Source organism: Arthrobacter sp. ES3-54 (assembly GCF_029504395.1).
GTDB lineage: Bacteria > Actinomycetota > Actinomycetes > Actinomycetales > Micrococcaceae > Arthrobacter.
The window spans coordinates 1-17149 of sequence record NZ_JAQFIF010000008.1 but is presented as its reverse complement, the minus strand read 5'-3'; the positions used below and the strand labels follow the sequence as shown (position 1 = coordinate 17149).

The 17149-nt window shown below is 65.1% G+C and carries 20 protein-coding genes and 1 pseudogene; 9 read left to right on the top strand and 12 right to left on the bottom strand.

The window, feature by feature from the left end; all coding sequences use genetic code 11:
* Nucleotides 1-196 precede the first annotated feature (196 nt).
* Nucleotides 197-445, bottom strand: coding sequence for an HNH endonuclease signature motif containing protein (locus tag M2428_RS14725; protein WP_277526702.1), 249 nt, complete (start codon nucleotides 443-445; stop codon nucleotides 197-199).
* 102 nt (nucleotides 446-547) lie between these two features.
* Here M2428_RS14725 and M2428_RS14720 point away from each other — a divergent pair, with 102 nt between their 5' ends.
* A complete protein-coding gene (locus M2428_RS14720) occupies nucleotides 548-721 on the top strand; it encodes a hypothetical protein (RefSeq protein ID WP_277526701.1) in 174 nt (57 codons plus the stop codon).
* 149 nt (nucleotides 722-870) lie between these two features.
* Here M2428_RS14720 and M2428_RS14715 read toward each other — a convergent pair whose 3' ends face one another.
* Entirely contained in the window at nucleotides 871-1821 is a 951-nt protein-coding gene (locus tag M2428_RS14715; RefSeq protein ID WP_277526700.1) for an NAD(P)-binding domain-containing protein, read from the bottom strand.
* A gap of 526 nt (nucleotides 1822-2347) precedes the next feature.
* On the opposite strand from M2428_RS14715, the gene M2428_RS14710 reads away from it, so the two are divergent.
* Together M2428_RS14710 and M2428_RS14705 are read left to right on the top strand one after the other, a co-directional pair.
* The gene (locus M2428_RS14710) at nucleotides 2348-3589 is read left to right on the top strand and encodes a S8 family serine peptidase (protein ID WP_277526699.1); all 1242 of its coding nucleotides are present in this window, start codon (nucleotides 2348-2350) and stop codon (nucleotides 3587-3589) included.
* Nucleotides 3590-3819: 230 nt separating this feature from the next.
* A pseudogene (locus M2428_RS14705) lies at nucleotides 3820-3945 on the top strand (VOC family protein); the annotation flags it as partial.
* Nucleotides 3946-3991: 46 nt separating this feature from the next.
* Here the strand turns inward: M2428_RS14705 and M2428_RS14700 are convergent.
* The 3 genes from M2428_RS14700 to M2428_RS14690 form a co-directional block, all read right to left on the bottom strand.
* On the bottom strand, nucleotides 3992-4441 hold the full coding sequence (locus M2428_RS14700; protein WP_277526698.1) for a BBE domain-containing protein: 450 nt from the start codon (nucleotides 4439-4441) through the stop codon (nucleotides 3992-3994).
* A 70-nt stretch (nucleotides 4442-4511) separates the two neighbouring features.
* On the bottom strand, nucleotides 4512-5366 hold the full coding sequence (locus tag M2428_RS14695; protein WP_277526697.1) for an FAD-binding oxidoreductase: 855 nt from the start codon (nucleotides 5364-5366) through the stop codon (nucleotides 4512-4514).
* 351 nt (nucleotides 5367-5717) lie between these two features.
* Nucleotides 5718-7004, bottom strand: coding sequence for an NAD(P)/FAD-dependent oxidoreductase (locus M2428_RS14690; protein ID WP_277526696.1), 1287 nt, complete (start codon nucleotides 7002-7004; stop codon nucleotides 5718-5720).
* A gap of 249 nt (nucleotides 7005-7253) precedes the next feature.
* On the opposite strand from M2428_RS14690, the gene M2428_RS14685 reads away from it, so the two are divergent.
* On the top strand, nucleotides 7254-7991 hold the full coding sequence (locus M2428_RS14685) for a hypothetical protein (RefSeq protein WP_277526695.1): 738 nt from the start codon (nucleotides 7254-7256) through the stop codon (nucleotides 7989-7991).
* Here the strand turns inward: M2428_RS14685 and M2428_RS14680 are convergent.
* A complete protein-coding gene (locus M2428_RS14680) occupies nucleotides 7988-8380 on the bottom strand; it encodes a TfoX/Sxy family protein (RefSeq protein WP_277526694.1) in 393 nt (130 codons plus the stop codon). The two genes, M2428_RS14685 and M2428_RS14680, sit on opposite strands and share 4 nt — an antisense overlap.
* Before the next feature lie 321 nt (nucleotides 8381-8701).
* Between M2428_RS14680 and M2428_RS14675 the strand changes: the two genes are divergently transcribed.
* Entirely contained in the window at nucleotides 8702-8905 is a 204-nt protein-coding gene (locus tag M2428_RS14675) for a cold-shock protein (protein ID WP_011690916.1), read from the top strand.
* 124 nt (nucleotides 8906-9029) lie between these two features.
* On the opposite strand, the gene M2428_RS14670 is transcribed toward M2428_RS14675, so the two are convergent.
* The 3 genes from M2428_RS14670 to M2428_RS14660 form a co-directional block, all read right to left on the bottom strand.
* On the bottom strand, nucleotides 9030-10187 hold the full coding sequence (locus M2428_RS14670; RefSeq protein ID WP_277526693.1) for a DUF6226 family protein: 1158 nt from the start codon (nucleotides 10185-10187) through the stop codon (nucleotides 9030-9032).
* 38 nt (nucleotides 10188-10225) lie between these two features.
* Entirely contained in the window at nucleotides 10226-10459 is a 234-nt protein-coding gene (locus tag M2428_RS14665; RefSeq protein ID WP_277526692.1) for a PspC domain-containing protein, read from the bottom strand.
* Nucleotides 10460-10560: 101 nt separating this feature from the next.
* Nucleotides 10561-12408, bottom strand: coding sequence for a BTAD domain-containing putative transcriptional regulator (locus M2428_RS14660; protein WP_277526691.1), 1848 nt, complete (start codon nucleotides 12406-12408; stop codon nucleotides 10561-10563).
* Nucleotides 12409-12705: 297 nt separating this feature from the next.
* Here M2428_RS14660 and M2428_RS14655 point away from each other — a divergent pair, with 297 nt between their 5' ends.
* The 4 genes from M2428_RS14655 to M2428_RS14640 all read left to right on the top strand — a co-directional run bounded on the left by M2428_RS14655 (nucleotide 12706) and on the right by M2428_RS14640 (nucleotide 14824).
* Entirely contained in the window at nucleotides 12706-12879 is a 174-nt protein-coding gene (locus tag M2428_RS14655) for a hypothetical protein (protein ID WP_277526690.1), read from the top strand.
* A gap of 208 nt (nucleotides 12880-13087) precedes the next feature.
* Nucleotides 13088-13498 carry an NAD(+)--rifampin ADP-ribosyltransferase gene (arr, locus tag M2428_RS14650; RefSeq protein WP_277526689.1) on the top strand — a complete coding sequence of 137 codons (411 nt, stop codon included), beginning with the start codon at nucleotides 13088-13090 and terminating at the stop codon, nucleotides 13496-13498.
* 192 nt (nucleotides 13499-13690) lie between these two features.
* Nucleotides 13691-14131, top strand: coding sequence for a VOC family protein (locus tag M2428_RS14645; protein WP_277526687.1), 441 nt, complete (start codon nucleotides 13691-13693; stop codon nucleotides 14129-14131).
* Nucleotides 14132-14368: 237 nt separating this feature from the next.
* Nucleotides 14369-14824 (top strand): hypothetical protein, encoded by a 456-nt coding sequence (locus M2428_RS14640; protein ID WP_277526686.1) that lies wholly within the window; start codon nucleotides 14369-14371, stop codon nucleotides 14822-14824.
* A 19-nt stretch (nucleotides 14825-14843) separates the two neighbouring features.
* On the opposite strand, the gene M2428_RS14635 is transcribed toward M2428_RS14640, so the two are convergent.
* The 3 genes from M2428_RS14635 to M2428_RS14625 form a co-directional block, all read right to left on the bottom strand.
* On the bottom strand, nucleotides 14844-15026 hold the full coding sequence (locus M2428_RS14635) for a PspC domain-containing protein (RefSeq protein ID WP_277526685.1): 183 nt from the start codon (nucleotides 15024-15026) through the stop codon (nucleotides 14844-14846).
* A gap of 99 nt (nucleotides 15027-15125) precedes the next feature.
* Nucleotides 15126-15401 (bottom strand): hypothetical protein, encoded by a 276-nt coding sequence (locus M2428_RS14630; RefSeq protein WP_277526684.1) that lies wholly within the window; start codon nucleotides 15399-15401, stop codon nucleotides 15126-15128.
* 212 nt (nucleotides 15402-15613) lie between these two features.
* Complete coding sequence (locus M2428_RS14625; RefSeq protein WP_277526683.1) at nucleotides 15614-16507, bottom strand: SDR family oxidoreductase; 894 nt, start codon at nucleotides 16505-16507, stop codon at nucleotides 15614-15616.
* Nucleotides 16508-17149 lie beyond the last annotated feature (642 nt).

Sequence of the window (17149 nt, the reverse complement as noted above, 5' to 3'; positions counted from 1 at the left end):
CCGCCCAGTTCCGGCCCCTGCTCCAGCAGTTGAAGTTCGACGCCGGCCCGGGTGGGCGATTAGCTCGTGGCCAGGTTGGCCTGCCCTGCGCCGATCACCAGGGTGTCGACCTCGTTGTCCGGTCCCTCGCCGAGGGAAGGGTCACTGATTCACGCAGGCGTTCAGCAGGGGACGCTCTTGGCTCGGCTAACGTCGCTCAGGCTAGGCGTCGCCGCTCGCCGACGTTGACGGAACCGGCCAACGCAACGTACTCCCGCCGTCGTCGTTCTATCCTTGCTTGCTGACCGGGCGACGGAATCCTGGCGCCTTTCGTTCGGTTGCACCTGGCGCAGGCGGCAACGAAGTTCTGCAGGGTGGTGGTGCCGCCCTTGGACCACGGAAAGAAGTGGTCACCATGCTCCGCGGGCCGGGAGCACCGACGCCCGAGTCGGCCTCCATCTCGCACTGACCGCCGGCGCGCGCCATGCCCTCCCTGCGCTGCTGGCGACTGAAACGCCGGAGCGGGTCCCGCCGTCGGACGTCCCGGCTGTGAACAACCGCCGCGACAATGAATAGAACAACGATCAACAGCCCCGGAAGCGCCACCGCGGCCAGAACGCTGTCGACAAGGCTGCGAAAGACCCCGGCGACGGTTGATGCGCTGTTCCCCGAGTCGACCTTCCCCTTCGGCATCAACGCCGTCACAACCGAGACGGCCAACCAGACCATCGAAGCCGAATAGGCGAGACGCAGAGCCTGCCGGCTCCAGTAGATGCGCTTCAGTTCCACCATCGGTCCATTCCCCCAAATATGCTCCGGCCGGCAGCGCCGCTGCGCTGCCAATGGAACAGATCGTACCGTCCCCAAGCTGGCGTCACCGTCCCGCAATGTCTATTCTTGGCGCCCCCGAGACATCCGATCGGCCAGGAATTCGGCGTCGGCGCCGACTCCTGAGAGCAGGCCGGACTTGAAGGTGTGCATCCAGTGCAGCCCAAGGAAGTAAAGGCCCGGAACGGCGGTGACGCCGCGCTGCTGGGCGGGCCGGCCGCGGGCGTCGAACACCGGAATCCTGACCCAGCCGTAGTCGTAGGCGTACCCCGTCGCCCAGATGATTGTGGTAATGCCTTCCACTCGGAGACTCAGCGAATCCACCTCTTGTACACCGGGAAGAGGCTCTGGTTCCCCCGGATCCGCCTCGGTGAGCCCATCCTCACCGCATCTTGTGATAAAGTCCCGTGCTGCCGCCACGAAGCTGGCGTACGCCTGACCGGCCTCATCGAGGATCTGATTCGCGTTGGCTTGCACCCCCAGCTCGCCGGCTGACGCTCCGGTGACCCGGCCGATCACCTTCGCGCCAGCTGCCGCAAGCTTGCGAACGTCGACGTCGTAGCCGCCGTTCACCCCTGTCACGACCGTCGACGGCGGGTACTGACGCTCGGGGAAAGTGTCGATGGTTTGCGCGAAACGGCCCAGTGCTTCGAACCACCAGTAGGCGTCCTTGCCCCGGAAGCGCCGCGGGACGCGCCGGTGCCTGCTGACCGAGAGGTAGACGCGGCGTCCTGCACGGAGCAGTTCGTCGGCGATCTGGGTGCCGGAGGCACCGCTTCCGACAACTAGCACAGCACCTTCCGGCAGGGCCTCGGGACGCCGGTAGCGCGTGGGGTCGAGCTGCATGACCGATCGTGGGACCTCGTGCGCCAAGGCGGGGATCCGGGGAAGCTGAAAGGGCCCCGTCGCGATGACGACGTTCCGCGCGCGGATGGACCCGTCAGCCAGGGACAGCTCGAAGCCTTCATCCCCGCCGAGCGCTGCGAGACCTTGGACTTCGGTGTGCTCACGCACGGTGCCGCCATGTGTCCCGCATAGTCCTCCAGGAGACGAAGGATCCCGCGGTAGTGGGCGAACCCCTCCGGATCGAGCCCCTGATATGCGTAGTCAGGCAGCTGCAGAGTCCAGTTCGGGAACTGAAAGCGAAGCGAGTCCCAGCGCTCGGTCCGCCAGCGCTCACCGACCCGCCCGCGCTCCAAGACGACGTGCTCGCGACCTTGCTGCTGCAGCACCCGACTCATCGCGAGCCCGGCCTGACCGCCGCCGATGACAACAATGTCCTGCTGTTCCCGCATGCTCAGCTCCTGAGAACCGGTGACACACCCAGCGTACCAACGCATACACTCGCCCGGCAGAGCTGGAACTCACCGTTCCAGCTCAGCTGCCAGCCCGGGTCTATCAGCACGCATTGGCGCACGAAATAGCAGAACCGGCCGTCCTTAAAACGAGCTAGGCGGCTGCGTCTGTCCAAAGGACCGGCGGGAGTAATTTTCCGGCAGACGCTTCCTAACCGGTGCAGATTAAGGCCAAGATGCTCCGTATGAAAAATCTTGTTATTGCCAGCTTCGCAGCGGTAGTCCTGGGGTTCGGTGCGCTCACCGTAGCTGTCCCGGGCAACGCGGCAACGGAGCCGCAACAGATCACAGGCCAGATCATCGTCAAGTTCCGCGATGCCAGAGCGGCGGCCGGCGTACTGCGCCAGCATGCCCTGAGTGAAGGCGCTGGTATCGGCAGCACCGGCGCGCATGTCGTCAACGTACCGGCCGGCAAGGAAACCCAGCTCATTGAGGCCCTGAGCCGCAACCCGGCGGTGGAGTACGCCGAGCCGGACGAGCAGGTCGGTGCCGCGACAAATGACCAGTATTTCCCCCGCCAGTACGCCCTGCAAAACACTGGCCAATCATTTACTAACACTGCCGGCACGCTTACTGTCGCCGGGTCCAAACCGGACGCCGATGTGGACGCCGTCGAAGCATGGAACATCACGACCGGGAGCGGCATCAAAGTTGCAGTCCTCGATTCAGGTGTTGCCAGCGACAACCCCGACATCAACCCGAAGGTCGTGCTGCGGGCGAACTTCAGCAACGCGGCCACCAATGAAGACAATTACGGTCACGGTACCCACGTGGCCGGGATCGTCGGCGCCAGCTCCAACAACACGGTCGGTGTCGCCGGAGTGTGTCCGGGTTGCACGGTCCTGGCCGGTAAGGTGCTCAACGACAGCGGAGTCGGGTCCAGCTCTGGCCTTGCGAACGGGATCAACTGGGCGGTCAGTAACGGCGCGAAAGTGATCAATATGAGCCTGGGAGTGCGGGCCTCACGCACCCTGGAGACGGCCATCAATAACGCCTGGAGCAAAGGTGTGGTGCTGGTTGCCGCAGCAGGCAACGGCGGCAACCAGAGCAAGATCTATCCCGGCGCGTACCCCAACGTCATCGCTGTCGCCGCTACCGACAACGCCGACGCCAAAGCATCGTTCTCCACCTACGGAGCCAGCTGGGTGGACGTCGCAGCGCCCGGCGTCAATGTCTACTCGACATTCCCGAACCACACGTTTGTCCTCGGGACGCAGAACCAGCGCTCCTTCGGCTACGACGTCGGAAACGGGAGTTCCATGTCCTCAGCCATCGTCGCTGCGACTGCCGCGCTTGCCTGGAGCTCCCACCCTGGTGCGACGAACACATCGGTCCGCGCCAACGTCGAATCAACGGCCGACAAGATTTCCGGCACTGGCACCTTCTGGGCGAAGGGTCGAGTGAACGCAGACAAGGCCGTCCGGTAGCCAGAGCCTTGGCTTGAGTGCTCCGCCAGTAAAGCTGGTGGAGGCTCCTGCTAAGAGTCAACACGTCGAGGAATCGACGCCGAGTGCTTGCACGATCGGGCATACCAGAGTCGGATCGATGTACTGCTGGTGCAGGAGCGTCTGGAGCGCGTCTCGCGTGCGCTGCAGGTCCTGGATGCGGGCATCGATTTCCTGAAGCTTGTCGGCCGCGGTAGCGGTTACCGAGCCCAGCCGCGAGGCACGGATGCCATCCGCTACGCGGCGTCGCGACGTACGAGGACCTCTACAAGCTCACCTACGTCCGCGGTCCCAGCGGCATCCTCCTGATGCTCGCCGAGGAGCTGAAGAAGAACTGACCGCCGCGTCGGCGCACGACGAGCACTCGCCAGGTTGTTCGAAGTGTCAGCCTGCCGGCTTGATGTTTTGGTTGATGTGGAAGAGGTTGCCGGGATCGTACTTGGCCTTGACTTTGGCGAACCGGGCGTAGTTCCCCGCGTAGGTGTCCTCGATGTGTGACTGGTCGTCGGCGTCGAGGAAGTTCACGTAGCCCGCACCGGATCCGAGGGGGTGGAGCTCGGCATAGTAGTCGCGCACCCACTTCCTATTGGCCTCATTGTCGGCCGGATCCTCCCAATGGCAGGCAATGTCCACTGCGAAGTCGGCGTCGCGGTACGGGAACGCGGTCTCGTCCCGCCCGACCCGCTGGACGGCACCGTTAATTGGATAGAAGTGGTTGGCCGTCTGGACGCTCGGAATGGCCTCGCCGAACTTCTCAGCGACACGGACGACGTCGTCGGTCAGGCGGGGCAGGAATGCGGACTTCCAGTAGGCCTGCAGGCCCTTGGGATACATGGGGTCGAAGAGTGTATTTAGCACCGTGTAGGGAAGGGGACCCAGGAAGGAGCCGGCGACGGGCGCAACGTCAAGGAACGGCTGCCATTGACGCTCCCCTTCGTCGTGGGGGCCCGCCCAGCCGCCCACCAGCACCACCGGGCTTCCCGTGATATTCCTCAGGCAGGAAGGGGACAGGCGGTCCCTGGTGGAAGCCCAGGAACACTCCCATTTCCTCCGGTGCGGTGGCGATGTAATCCCGGTAGAGCCCTGCCACCGCGTCGGCGTGCTCCAGAAGGTAGATGATCACTCCGCCGTAGAGAACATCCACGGGGTGAAGGTTGAACTCAAAGGAAGTCACGACGCCGAAGTTGCCGGTCCCGCCGCGCAGCGCCCAGAAGAGGTCCTCGTTTTGCGTGTCGCTGGCGACCAGAAATTTCCCGTCGGCGGTCACTACGTCCGCGGATTTCAGGTTGTCGCACGAGAGCCCGTACTTGCGGGCGAGGTAGCCGATGCCTCCGCCGAGAGTTAGTCCAGCAACACCCGTTGATCCAATGATGCCTCCGGTGGTGGCAAGGCTGAATGCGCACGTGGCGTGGTTGAAGTCCGCCCATGTCACTCCGGCTTCGGCCCGTGCTGTCCCATTGGCAGGATCCACGCGCACGCCCCGGCAGCCTGTGAAGTCGATGACGAGGCCGCCGTCGCAGGTCCCGAACCCGGGCGCGCTGTGGCCGCCGCCGCGCAGCGCCAGGTCCAGGCCGGTGTCCCGCGCGAAGTTCACGCCTGCAATGACGTCCGCGACTTGCGACACGCGCAGAATGGCTGCGGGGCGTTTGTCGATCATTCCGTTGAATACGGCACGCGCGGTGTCGTAGTCCGCCTGATCGCTCGTGATGACCTGGCCCCGCACTTTCTCCTGGAGGGCCTGGAAAGAGCTGTTGTCCACCGTGTACTCCGATTCGCCCGGGCGGGGCATGCCCGGGGCAACTGGGCACGGCCACTGGGGTCGTGCCGGGTAATTGGTTTAGCAGCCGATGGGGCCCTGTGTCGTGGAGGGCAAAAGCCTATGCCGCAGGCTTCCACAGCGGCGGAGACCGGATGCACCTTGGCAACCCAGCATCGTCGCGCGGTTTGCCTTGGCGTGATTCAGAACGAGGTTCGCCCTCGTCTCAACGGGTTACAGCACGGCTACTGGGTAAATTACTCCGGCCCCAAACGGCGGTCAATAACCTAATGCGCGGCTCCCGCCTTGTCGGTTCGTCATGGACGCGCTTCCCTACGAAGCGCGAAGAGCACCTTAAGCCCGCGCGTTCCTCCCGGCGATGTGCTCGGCCACGTATCGGGCGTCCTCGCCCACCAGTGCCAGCGTGGCCGAGGCGTGCCGGGTCAGCCACGGCAGCCCCACGGCGTACAGTCCGGCAACCTCAGTGACCCCGCGGGAGTGCCGGGGGTAGTTCCACTCGTCCAGCACAGGGATGTCCAGGAAGCTGAAGTCCAGGCCGTAACCGGTGGCCCAGATGACGGACGTGATGTTCTCCGCGTCCAGGTCCAGCCGCGCGCCGGACTCCCCGGGAAGCCAGGGGTCGTCCCGGGGCGGTTCGGCGGCCGGTGCGTCGATGCCCGCCGCCGCGATGTAGGCGTCCGCCATTGGCTTGAGGCGCTGGCCGAACCCGGCCTCCACCATCGCAAGGCGTCCGGGGAGGTCGTCGCTGAAGGCGAGGACGCCGTCGTCGGTTCCCTCAAAGCGGCCGTGCAGCCGCACGCCGCGGCGGCCCAATGCCCGCAGATGGATGCTGTGTCCGCCGTCGTTGCCGGAGACCAGCGGGTTGCACATGAAGCGGGCGGCGGGGGAGGGGAGCTGCTCCACCTGGAGTCCGTTGATGCCGTACGCGGGGCCGTGCAGGTTGATCTGCACGATCCAGTAGAAGGTGTCCCGGCCGCGGTACCTGCGGGGCGCCTCCGGGCACGCGGACACCGACAAATGGACCTCGCGGCCGGCGGCCAGCAGGTCCTCGGTGATCTGGCCGCCGGACTGCCCGGTGCCCACCACCAGCACGGCACCGTCGGGCAGCTGCTGCGGGTTGCAGTACTCGTGGCTGTGGAGCTGGTGCACGTGCCGCGGGAGGCCGGCGGACGCGGCGGGGATCCGCGGGTTCTGGAAGGCGCCGTTCGCCAGGACCACGTTCTCCGCCGTGAAGTGCCCGCCGGTGGTCTCCACGCTGAAGTGGCCGCCCGCTTTGACGATCCGGGTGGTCTCCGTGCCCAGTTGCACCGGCGCGGCGATCCGCTGCGCATAGTCGCGGAACAGGCCAATGGCGGCGTCGCGGGGGAGGAAGGCATCCGGCTCGGGACCGTCGTACGTCAGTCCCGGCAGCATGAACGAGAAGTTGGGTGTGTTCAGGTAGAACGAGTCCCATCGGTCCTGCCACGCTCCGCCCAGCGTTTCGCGCCGTTCCAGCAAATTGTGCTCCACGCCGTGCTGGGTGAGCCAGTAGCTGGTGGCCAGCCCGGCCTGCCCGGCGCCGATCACGAGGGTGTGGATGCTTTGCGGAGCCGCATGTCCGGCGGCCGTCGGGGTAACCATGGTTCTTCTCCCGTAGCCAAGGTGCAGGGCTGGCTTTGTTGGCAGGATATGCCCGTAGCCTCGCTGCGTACAGGTGCCCGACGCCGGCGTGGGGCCCAATTGTGGTGTTCGCCAGGGTGTTCTGGTTCAGGGCGGACTGCCCTATCTTTTCCTATGGCCTTGGGCAAGTCTTTTTCCTATGGCCATGGGCAAACAACGGTGCTCTGACCACCTACAGGAATTTCTACTCAGAAGGAGTGGGAAAGGGTCATGAATCGGCGAACCAAAATCTTCTTTGGTGTTATCGTCCTGTTGCTTGTTGTTGCGGGGGCGACATTATTTGTCCTCGACAACGCAAAAAGGAGTAGGGCCGCGGAGTACACCCCGCAGATCAACCCAGCAGATTTCACCACCGAAATCACTAACAAATACTTCGCCCTCCCAATCGGCAAAAAACTGACGTACGAGACCACCGATCACGGAAAAGTGACTGAGAGGATCGAGATCGAGATCCTGCCGGAGACCGTGACCATAGGGGGTGTTGAGACGGCGGTCTACCTGGATAAGGAGTACAAGAACGGGCAGCTGGTGGAGGAAACCCGGGATTACCTGGCGCAACACAAAAACGGCGACGTCTGGTACTTCGGCGAGGACGTGGACAACTACTTGAATGGGATCTTGGTGCACCACGCGGGCAGCTTTCGCCATGGAAAAGATGGGGCAAAAGCCGGCATCTGGATGAAGGCCGAGCAGCGCCCTGGCGACTCCTACAGGCAGGAATTTTACGTTGGTCACGCGGAAGACATGCGGGACACTGTAGCTACCGGCGAGACCGTCTCCACCAAGTCAGGCACGTACACCGACTGCGTCAAGGTCTACGACTGGACGCCGCTGGAAAAGAACTCCCGGGAGTATAAATATCACTGCCCCCAGATTGGTGCGCTGGCCCTTACCGAGGACCTGGAAACCGGCAGCCGGTCAGAACTCGTGAACGTTGTCCAGCCCTAGCCTTCTACCTTTTTGGGCCGGGGCTTAGAAACCTTCGACTCCTTGGGCGGCAGCCCGGCGACATAGGAATAAGCCTTCTCCACCCAGGCCTTGGCCCGCGCCTCATCGCCGGAGCCCTCGGCGTTCCAGACTTCCGGCAAGCCGGTATAGCCGCCCATGGGACGCTCCGGCGGCCCGAACGGAACGGTCCGCTCACTGCCTTCTAGCAACTCCTTGTCCGCCTCGGCCAGCTTCACGCCGATGGTGGGGCCGAAGAGGCCGGCGAACATGTTCCCGTGCACGAACGCCCCGAGGTTTCCGAACATCGGCTTGATGACCACCTCGGGGTGGTCAGGGACCACCGAGCGGAAGTGCTCCTTGTCGGCGTCGGACACTTTCGGCATTTCCATGGGTCTTCCTCTGGTAACTGACGGTCACGGACTGGTCTTCCTGCAGGATATGCCCGCGGCCGGGCACGGGACAGGCGAGGCGCGCAGAGGGCGGCACGGTGCCGGCCGGGCTACCGCCGACGGCCGCTCGAGGGGGCAGTGGTAAATGGTGTCCGGAATCTCCTGTATGGTTGATCCTGTTGTTGTGTTTATGCAGTTCGTAGTTCAGGCAGTACGCATGGTCGAAAGCCCATGTTCTTCTGAAGCAGCGGTTTTGAGCACCCCAAACAGGAGGACCCGAAAGTCGGGACAGTTCCTCCACCTTCACGAAGGACAAAAATAATGGCTACTGGTACCGTCAAATGGTTTAACGCTGAAAAGGGCTTCGGCTTCATTTCCCCCGATGACTCCTCACAGGACGTTTTCGCACACTACTCTGCGATCAACTCCTCCGGCTTCCGCTCCCTCGAAGAGAACCAGAAGGTCTCCTTCGAAACCGAGCAGGGCCCCAAGGGTCCCCAGGCCACCAACATCCAGGCTATCTAATTTCCTTAGATACCCGGGACCGTTAGGTTTCTAGCAGGGCCCGTCTTCGGACGGGCCCTGCTTTTGTTTAACCCGCCTGTGCTTTAACAGAAGGTCGACGACGGCGGGCCGGCGCCGTCGACGTTCAGCTCCCCCGCAGCGGCCATGGACTCCACAGACCGGCTACGTCCCGCAGCCGGATCTCTGCCTCGTGGAGTCGGGCGGGGGCGACGGGGCCGGGTTCGCCACTTCCGCCTTCCGAGCCGGAGCCGTCAAATGCGGTGAGTGCGTATTCGCTCCACCGCCGGCTGCCAACCGGGTAGCGTTCGGCGTATCCGCCGGCCGCGACCGAGAGCACCAGCCGCTCCATGCGGTCCGCTGTTGTCTCCGCCGTTTCGTCGCACGCGTCGCAGCCGCACACGGGGAACCTGAAGTCGTGCAGCACTCCGGCGTGGACCACGACGCCCGGATAGCCGGTCAGCACAAAGGTCAGTGGAGCCGCTCCGGAACGCCGCGGGGTGACCCGAACCGCGTGCAGCACGTCCCGGACCTCGATCAGCAGATCCCTGGCACGGACCGGATCCTCGTGGACCTCGACGTCGTACGCGTTAGCCAGATGGTCGATCAAGGCACGCGCCACGATGTGAAGTCCGGCGAAACGCTCGGAATGGCTGTCCACGCTGTAGGAATCGGGATCGGGCCCCTCCGCGCCCCACTGCCGGCCGTAGGGAATGGGTTCCCCGTCTCGGGAGTAGTGGGTGGCCGTCGGCAAGTCCGGCCGGACATAGCGGGGCTGTCCGGCCGTCGGTGATACCGGAACGGGCTGCATTGCTGGGGACTCATCCACTTCCTCCCGGGCCCAGTCCAAAAGCGCGGAAACGAACCCGCGCAATGATTGTTCGTCCGCGCTGCGCACAGCCACCAGCAGACGGTCGACGTCGAACTGCCGCTGCCGGTTTCCCACCGTCGGAGGTGCGCCTTCGTATGCGGCCCACTGCGCGTCCGGTCTCAGGCGGGCGATGGCGTTCCCGGCGAAGACGGCCGCCGCGGCACTGAGCATGCTGTCGTTTTCAAAGTGAGAGCTGAACGCGCGCAGGAACGAAATGAGCCGCTCAGGGTCCGAGGCCATTTCTTCGGCCCGGACTCCGCGGTCGGTGCAAAATTCGATGAACGGGGCATAGCCCCCGACGTGCCTGACCTTGGCCGGTTCGCCCGCCGCCGGTTGATACCGTGCCCGGCCCCGACGCATTGGCTCCGGCAATCCGGACGGTGGACCTTCGAACAAGTCCTCGGTTGGCCCCATACCGCGATCCTAGGGCACGGGGCAGCGCGATGGATGGGTTACTTAGTTCCAGTGATGAGAGCTGCGCCGTGCGCAGTCCTGCGCGGCGGGTAATCGGACTGGGGGATGATGATCCACAGCGCGATATAGACGAACTCGCCCACGCCGAAAAGGCCGAAGAACATGAACCCGACGCGGACGAACGCCCGCGGGACCTCGAAGCGGTCGGCCAGGGCCGCACACACCCCGGCGAAGACCTTGCCACGCCGGGGACGAACCAGGGTTGCTGCCATTTCGTCACCCCAGCACCGGGTCTCCGTCCCGTCAGCAGGAAACTTCGCGCCCGCGCAGCGACGACACAGAGGCGCCACAGCCCCCGCGGCTTAGCCCGTCGTCAGAGCTGGCCGCGCCGCGCCAGGTACTCATTGAGAGCCGGGTTATCGATGTCCTTGGCAAGCCACGGAATCGTCTCCGCGGCGGCGGTGTCGCCCAGGACCGCCCGGTGCGAGTGCGCCCGGACCACGAGTTCGCGCAGTGCGCCGCGGCTGGCCATGGTGCCCAGCCGGTCGGCGTAGTCCCCGGCCGCGGGGGAGCCGCCGTCGATCGCGACCTCGGCGGCCGTGTCCAGCAGCCGCGCCCGGTACCAGAGATACCAGGGAGAGGTGTCGAGCCCGCGCTTCAGCCACGACTCGGCCGCGGCCGGATCGTTCAGCGCCATGCTGAGCCGGGCCTTGGCCCCGGCGGCCAGGGTCAGGTAACAGTGGTCGCCGGCGACATCGGCCATCACCCACGAGCGGTCGATCAGGGGAGCAGCGTCGTCCAGCTTGCCGGCGGCGAGGAAGGTCTCGCCGCGGAGCCCGGCGACAAAGGGCTCGAACGCCGTCCAGTGCTCGGCCGCGATCAGCTCCTGGGCCCGGTCCAAGGCTTCGGCCGCCGGCTCCAAATCCCCGCGCAGCAGATGCACCCGGCCCGTCAGGGCCTCGCTGAACGCCAGCAGACGCCGGCCGCCCGCGGCGGTGGCGAGCCGGCTGGATTCGGCCAGGGCCGCCAGCGCCTCGCCGTAATGTGCGGTGTCCGAGGCCGCCATGCCCTGGATGGCCAGGATCCTGGACCGTTCATCGTCGAACCCGTCCGCCGCCCGGGCCGCCTGCTCCAGCCAGCCGGCCGCACGGTCCGGAATGCCGCGCTGCACGGACAGGTACCCGAGCTCCCGGTACGCGGCCGCCGCCACCCGCGACGCCGGCCGTCCGGGGTTGTGCGCCTTTGACAGCGACTCCGGGTCCAATCCCTCCGATTTCAGCGCCTCTGTTTGTAAAGCTCTGTGCAGGAGATCCGCCACCTCGGCGCCGCGGCCACCGGCCTGGTGGATCAGCGCCCCGGACAGCGTGACCAGGGATTCGGCGAGCAGATGGTGATCGCCGGTCCGTTGTGCGATTTCAGCCGCGAGCCGTAACTGTTCCAGCCCGCGGTCCACCGAGCCTGCCGAGAGCGACGCCTCGGCGGCATCGAGGTAGGACCGCACCGCGGCCGAGCTGGCCGGCAGCCCGGGCTCGGCCGCGGGGGCCGCGTCGGACAGCGCCCGGCGCACCTCCGCGGGCACCCCGAGCCCGAGCTCCCGCCGGTAAAGCTCGCGGCACTTGTCGGCCTGCTCCCGCGCCCGCCGGTACTCGCCCAGGGACACCAGGGCCTTGATCAGCACGGCGTGGCAGTCGGCGTTGAAGGGGTCCAGGTGCAGCGCGCGGGTGGCGAGGTCGACGGCGTCGTCCGCCCTTCCGGCCGCCAGCGCGGCGAGCGAGGCCTCGTAGAGCAGCGTCAGCACGCAGTTCTCGAGCCGGTGCCGCTGGTCCTCCAGCCAGGACTCGAACACGGGGCAGTCCGCGAAGGCGAGGCCCTCCAGGAGCTCGCCGTCGAAAGTGCGGGGATCGGCGTCGCCGCTTGGGGCCAGCGCCGCCCTCACATCGCAGTTCCACCCGGCCGGCAACACCAGCCGCAGCGGGTCGCCGCCGACCGAATCCGGGCCGAGGGTCCGCCGCAGCTCGGAGAGGTTCCAGCGCAGGGCGCCGAGCGGGTCCTCGGCGTCGGGGAACAGGATCGTGGCCGTCCGGGCCCGGCCGGTGCCGCCCGGTTGCAGCGCGAGGTAGGCCAGCACAGCCCACGCCTTGCGGCCCCGGGGCTGCCGGAGTGCGGTGCCAGCGGACTCGATCCTGGGCGGACCGAGGAGCCGAATCCAAGTCTCGGCCATATGAGTCATGCTACGCCGACAGCGGCCGCGCGGGAGGGGGTGTTGGCGGGCGTGCGTCGGGGGAGTGGCGGGCGCCTGACTCGAGCCGATCCGGGCCGTAAACCGGGCGAAAAGCCCTCACACGGTGGCTCACACGGTGGGCGCGGAAACTGGACTTGTCACCACAAAAGGACCGGGAAACCTGAACCACAGCCGCCGCTCTGAACCTCACCGATCACTCCGGAATCCGGCCCAAACAACCTGTTCCATCATCCGCCCCAACAACCAGCTCCATCACTCGCCCGAGGTGCTTCTCAAATGGAATTTGCCGCTATCCTGCTCGCCGGACTCGTGGTCTACGCAGCCGTCGCCACCATCGTCGCGGTCTTCCGCGACGGCCGGGGCCACACCCCGCCCGTCCGGTCCACCCGCCCGTGGATGGCCGGCAACCTGCCCAGCGAACCGTACGCGTCGCTGCGGTCCCTGCGCTGACCGCATCCCAGCAGCCGCACGCCAGTAACCGAACGGGCCTGACCCCCACTTCCAGCATTGGAAGCGGGGGTCAGGCCCGACGTCGTGCGGTGCCTTTGTGGAGTTCAGCGCCTGGTGGCGGCGTTCTGTGGGCGTCTCCATCGCCCGCAAATCGAGCGTCTGCCGTGCCGGAGGCTGTTCGGCGATGTCGTCGCCTTAGGCTGTAGCTGTGAGCCAACCGCTGGACGAGGGTCCATTCTTTCACGGCACGAAAGCCAACCTCCGGGACGGTGATCTCCTGAGGGCGGGCTTCAGGTCGAACTACCGTCCCGAAGTCGTGATGAATCACATCTATTTCACCGCTTTTCCGAACGGTGCGGGACTCGCTGCGGAACTCGCGGCGGGTGACGGCGCCCCGCGCGTCTACGCCGTCGAGCCGACCGGGGCATTCGAGGACGACCCGAACGTGACCGACAAGAAATTCCCCGGCAACCCCACCCGGTCATATCGCAGCAGTGCCCCGCTCAGGGTCGTCGGCGAAGTCACCGATTGGACACGACAAGCGCCCGAGGCGCTCCAGGCGTGGAAAGAACGCCTGGCAGCACTCCGTGCGGACGAGGGAGGCGAAATCATCAACTGACGAGGATCACGCTCCTTCAAGGGCATAGAAGGTAAGCGGACCCTGAGAGGGCGACCGCATCAGGGTTCGCCGCCGTCAGCTCGGATTTGACCCATGACAGAACTACCGTTGCCCTCATTGCCCACGGGGCTTGTTCGATTGAGTCCCCCTACCCACTGGAGCTAATCGGCCCGACTCGGTAGCGTGCAATGCATGGCCATTAAACTTGAGAACGTCGGCATCGCCGTTCGCGACCTCGAAGCAACGATCGCCTTTTTCACCGACCTCGGTCTCACGGTCGTCGGCCGTGACACGGTCAGTGGTGAATGGACCGATACTGCCGTGGGCCTTGATGGCAACCATGCCAAAATTGCGATGCTCCAAACACCAGACGGTCACGGTCGCCTTGAGCTCTTCGAGTACATCCACCCCGAAGCAATTGAGTCGAGCCCCACTCGTCCCAACGAGATTGGCATGCACCGCGTCGCCTTCTCAGTCGACGACATTGACGAAGCCCTTGAGATCGCCGCGAGGCACGGCTGCCGGCCGCTACGCGGCGTGGCGACCTACGAGGACGTCTACAAACTCACGTACGTTCGTGGTCCCAGCGGCATCATCGTGATGCTCGCCGAGGAACTGAAGACGAAGGACTGATGGCCGGATCGGCGTGGTGCCCCTGGTTCGGGCTCCTCTTCACGCCGCTCGTGACAGTAGACACCCGCAGTGGCGCGGGAGCATCCTAAACGTGTGCGCGTTTCGGGAGGAGAGCGGCCACGGGGGATGCTTCCCGCGCTGGCTGGGGGAGGCCGGAGAAACCGGGGGACCGCTGGCCGCCGGATCCCACTTTCCAGGCGTGCGGACACGATCGGCGAGGGAACCGGGGACCAGGTCATGGACGAAACATCCGATACGCGGCAAAGGCTGTCCAACCGCATCGAGGAGAAGCAGCGCGCCATCCGCGCCTATCTCGGCCGGGAAAGGCCCCGGCGCACCCGGCTGGCCAACACCAGCATCGTGGGCAGCGCGCTGGCCGCAGCGTTTACCGCCGGGCCCGCCGTTGGGGGCACGGGCTTCACCAACGCGGTGGCCGAACTCTTCAACCTGAGCGACGACTCGGTGGTGTGGCGCGGGCTGTGTCTGCTGGCGGTGATCTGTTCTGTGGCCGCGGCGCTGGCCACGAACTTTGCCACGTCCCATTCGCTGGCGGACCGCGTGAGCGCGGCCGAAACCTGCAGCGCCCAGCTGGAGGGGCTGCAGGTCGCGTTGAACTTCGGCCACATCGAGATCGAAGAGGCCGTCAAGCTCTATCAGCAATATTCCACACAGGTGGCTTTCGTCGAGACATAGACGGCGCGGTGACTTTCCGCTACCGGCCCTTGGGGATGAGGATCCACAGCGCAATGTAGACGAACTCACCGATGCCGAAGAGGCCGAAGAACACGAAGCCGAGGCGGACCACCGTCTTAGAGATACCAAAGCGCTCGGCGAGGGCGGCGCACACTCCTGCGATAATCTTGCGGTTCCTCGGCCTGACCAGAGATCGTTCCATCCAGTCAAGCTAGCAGTGCCGTAGCAGGGAGAGAATAGCGCGGCGAAACTTGACCAAAGACAGGCTTGAGCGGGTCCGCATGCGGCACCGCCGGAACGACTAGCGCTGCCCCGAGGCTGTGGTCCCGAACATCAGGGTCCGTCGCGGCACATCGTAAAACACGGTCGCCGACGCGGAAAGGAGGGTCTGCAGGTTCTCGGCATCCTGCCCGTCCAACGTCAGGACCTCTTCCCATGCGCCTTGATCAAGGACCAACTGAAGCGTCCACGTGCCAGGCTTTCCGGGCTCACCCGCCACCCAGCTGAACTGGTAATGGCTGACCTGACGGACTTTGATGCTGTCGTCGGTCAAAGGCTGTTTAGGTGTCGGGCTCATGATCTCCTCCTGAACACGCCGCGCCCGTTTGGTACGACCGCGCTATTGCCATTAAGCAAAATATAGGCCCGGGACGAAGCTTCATCCAGACCCCTGACCCGGATATCGCGTAGGGTCACCTCGGTGAAAAGCGGCCCTTCCCCGAGCATCTTGACGCTGCAGGGAAGGACCGCACGGTTCACCCGGCGCCGGCAATCGAGTACGGGACTGGACTACGGCGTGGGGCTGCCGCCGTTGACGTTGAGCGTCTCGCCGACGACGTAGCTGGACTCAGCGGACGCCAGGAACACGTACGCCGGGGCAAGCTCGGCCGGCTGGCCGGCCCGGCCCAGGGGAGTGTCCTTGCCGAATTCGGGCAAGGCCTCCACGGGCTGCCCGCTGCTGGGCTGGAGCGGCGTCCAGATAGGCCCGGGCGCGACCGCGTTGACTCGGATTCCCTTCGGGGCGAGCTGCTGCGCCAAACCCTTGGTGAAGTTGTTGATGCTGGCCTTGGTTGTGGCGTAATCCACGAGAGTCGGCGAGGGGTTGTAGGCCTGGATGGACGTGGTGTTGATGATGGTAGATCCAGCCGGCAGGTGCGGCACGGCGGCCTTGGTCAGCCAGAACATGGCGTAGACGTTGGTCTTCTGCGTGTGGTCGAACTGCTCGTCGGTGATCTCACCGATGTCCTCCTGGGCCACTTGCTTGCCGGCGTTGTTCACCAGGATGTCCAAACCGCCCAGCTCGCGCACCGCAGTGTCCACCAGCTCGCGGCATGTCGCCGAGTCTTTGAGGTCACCGGGAACCTTGATCGCCTTGCGCCCGGCTTTCTCGATCAGGTTCGCGATCCGGGTGGCGTCCTCCTCCTCTTCGGGCAGGTAGGACAGGACGACGTCGGCGCCCTCGCGTGCGAACGCGATGGCCGTGGCGGCGCCGATGCCGGAGTCCGCTCCGGTGACGAGCGCCTTGCGGCCTTCGAGACGGCCGGTGCCTCGGTAGGTGTCCTCGCCCAGGTCCGACTTCGGGGTGAGCTTGGCATCCAGACCGGGTTCAGGCTGGCTCTGCTTCGGGGGTGAGATGTGTTCGTACGCTGTTACCGGGTTCTTGAAGGTGTACTGGTCAGTCATGGTGCTCCTCCGGATCATGGGTTTCAGCGCGGACAGCTTGCCCGCCATGCACATGCTAAGCATGCTTAGCATCCACCCTAGCCAGCGGGGCCGTTCCGGCGCAACGGACAGCCGCGGCTATGTGGAGTGGACAGCCGCCCGGAGGGGCGGCCCCGTCGGGAGATTGAACAGCTCCTCGCTGTCAGGCGAGGCCTGTGCGGGGTGTGACCCACTACATAAAAGTCCGACGCCGACTGGCATGCCCTCGGGGGCGGCTGGGACGGGAGGATTCCGCGCCGATGCGGGGATTATGACGCCAGGAGGCACCTCAGGAGGCCGATTTGTGCCCGGTCCTCCCGGCGTGTAAAGTAATTCGAGTCGCCGCCGCTGATGCGGAAAGAAAGCGACCGACCCCCTTCTAAACAGCCTGAAAATGGTTCGCGAATTTGCGTGCTAAATAAAGGCGGGGACCTTCTTGAGAGAATGTAAATCGCAGAAGTGCGAATTTGCAAACACTCCCAAGATCGGGTAAGTTTGAAAAGTTGCTCCGGAGCGATCCTTGACCGAGTGGTTGTGGTGGTGCCGGGTGTGTCTGTTGTTTGAGAACTCAATAGTGTGCCAAGTTTGTTGATACCAATTTATTGTATTGAATTGGTTGAATTG

Coding starts and splice junctions, on each gene's coding strand:
- M2428_RS14720 (WP_277526701.1), top strand. CDS start 548: ATGAATAGAACAACGATCAACAGCCCCGGAAGCGCCACCGCGGCCAGA.
- M2428_RS14710 (WP_277526699.1), top strand. CDS start 2,348: ATGAAAAATCTTGTTATTGCCAGCTTCGCAGCGGTAGTCCTGGGGTTC.
- M2428_RS14700 (WP_277526698.1), bottom strand. CDS start 4,441: ATGTATCCCAAGGGCCTGCAGGCCTACTGGAAGTCCGCATTCCTGCCC.
- M2428_RS14690 (WP_277526696.1), bottom strand. CDS start 7,004: ATGGTTACCCCGACGGCCGCCGGACATGCGGCTCCGCAAAGCATCCAC.
- M2428_RS14685 (WP_277526695.1), top strand. CDS start 7,254: ATGAATCGGCGAACCAAAATCTTCTTTGGTGTTATCGTCCTGTTGCTT.
- M2428_RS14680 (WP_277526694.1), bottom strand. CDS start 8,380: ATGGAAATGCCGAAAGTGTCCGACGCCGACAAGGAGCACTTCCGCTCG.
- M2428_RS14675 (WP_011690916.1), top strand. CDS start 8,702: ATGGCTACTGGTACCGTCAAATGGTTTAACGCTGAAAAGGGCTTCGGC.
- M2428_RS14670 (WP_277526693.1), bottom strand. CDS start 10,187: ATGGGGCCAACCGAGGACTTGTTCGAAGGTCCACCGTCCGGATTGCCG.
- M2428_RS14665 (WP_277526692.1), bottom strand. CDS start 10,459: ATGGCAGCAACCCTGGTTCGTCCCCGGCGTGGCAAGGTCTTCGCCGGG.
- M2428_RS14660 (WP_277526691.1), bottom strand. CDS start 12,408: ATGGCCGAGACTTGGATTCGGCTCCTCGGTCCGCCCAGGATCGAGTCC.
- M2428_RS14655 (WP_277526690.1), top strand. CDS start 12,706: ATGGAATTTGCCGCTATCCTGCTCGCCGGACTCGTGGTCTACGCAGCC.
- M2428_RS14645 (WP_277526687.1), top strand. CDS start 13,691: ATGGCCATTAAACTTGAGAACGTCGGCATCGCCGTTCGCGACCTCGAA.
- M2428_RS14640 (WP_277526686.1), top strand. CDS start 14,369: ATGGACGAAACATCCGATACGCGGCAAAGGCTGTCCAACCGCATCGAG.
- M2428_RS14635 (WP_277526685.1), bottom strand. CDS start 15,026: ATGGAACGATCTCTGGTCAGGCCGAGGAACCGCAAGATTATCGCAGGA.
- M2428_RS14630 (WP_277526684.1), bottom strand. CDS start 15,401: ATGAGCCCGACACCTAAACAGCCTTTGACCGACGACAGCATCAAAGTC.
- M2428_RS14625 (WP_277526683.1), bottom strand. CDS start 16,507: ATGACTGACCAGTACACCTTCAAGAACCCGGTAACAGCGTACGAACAC.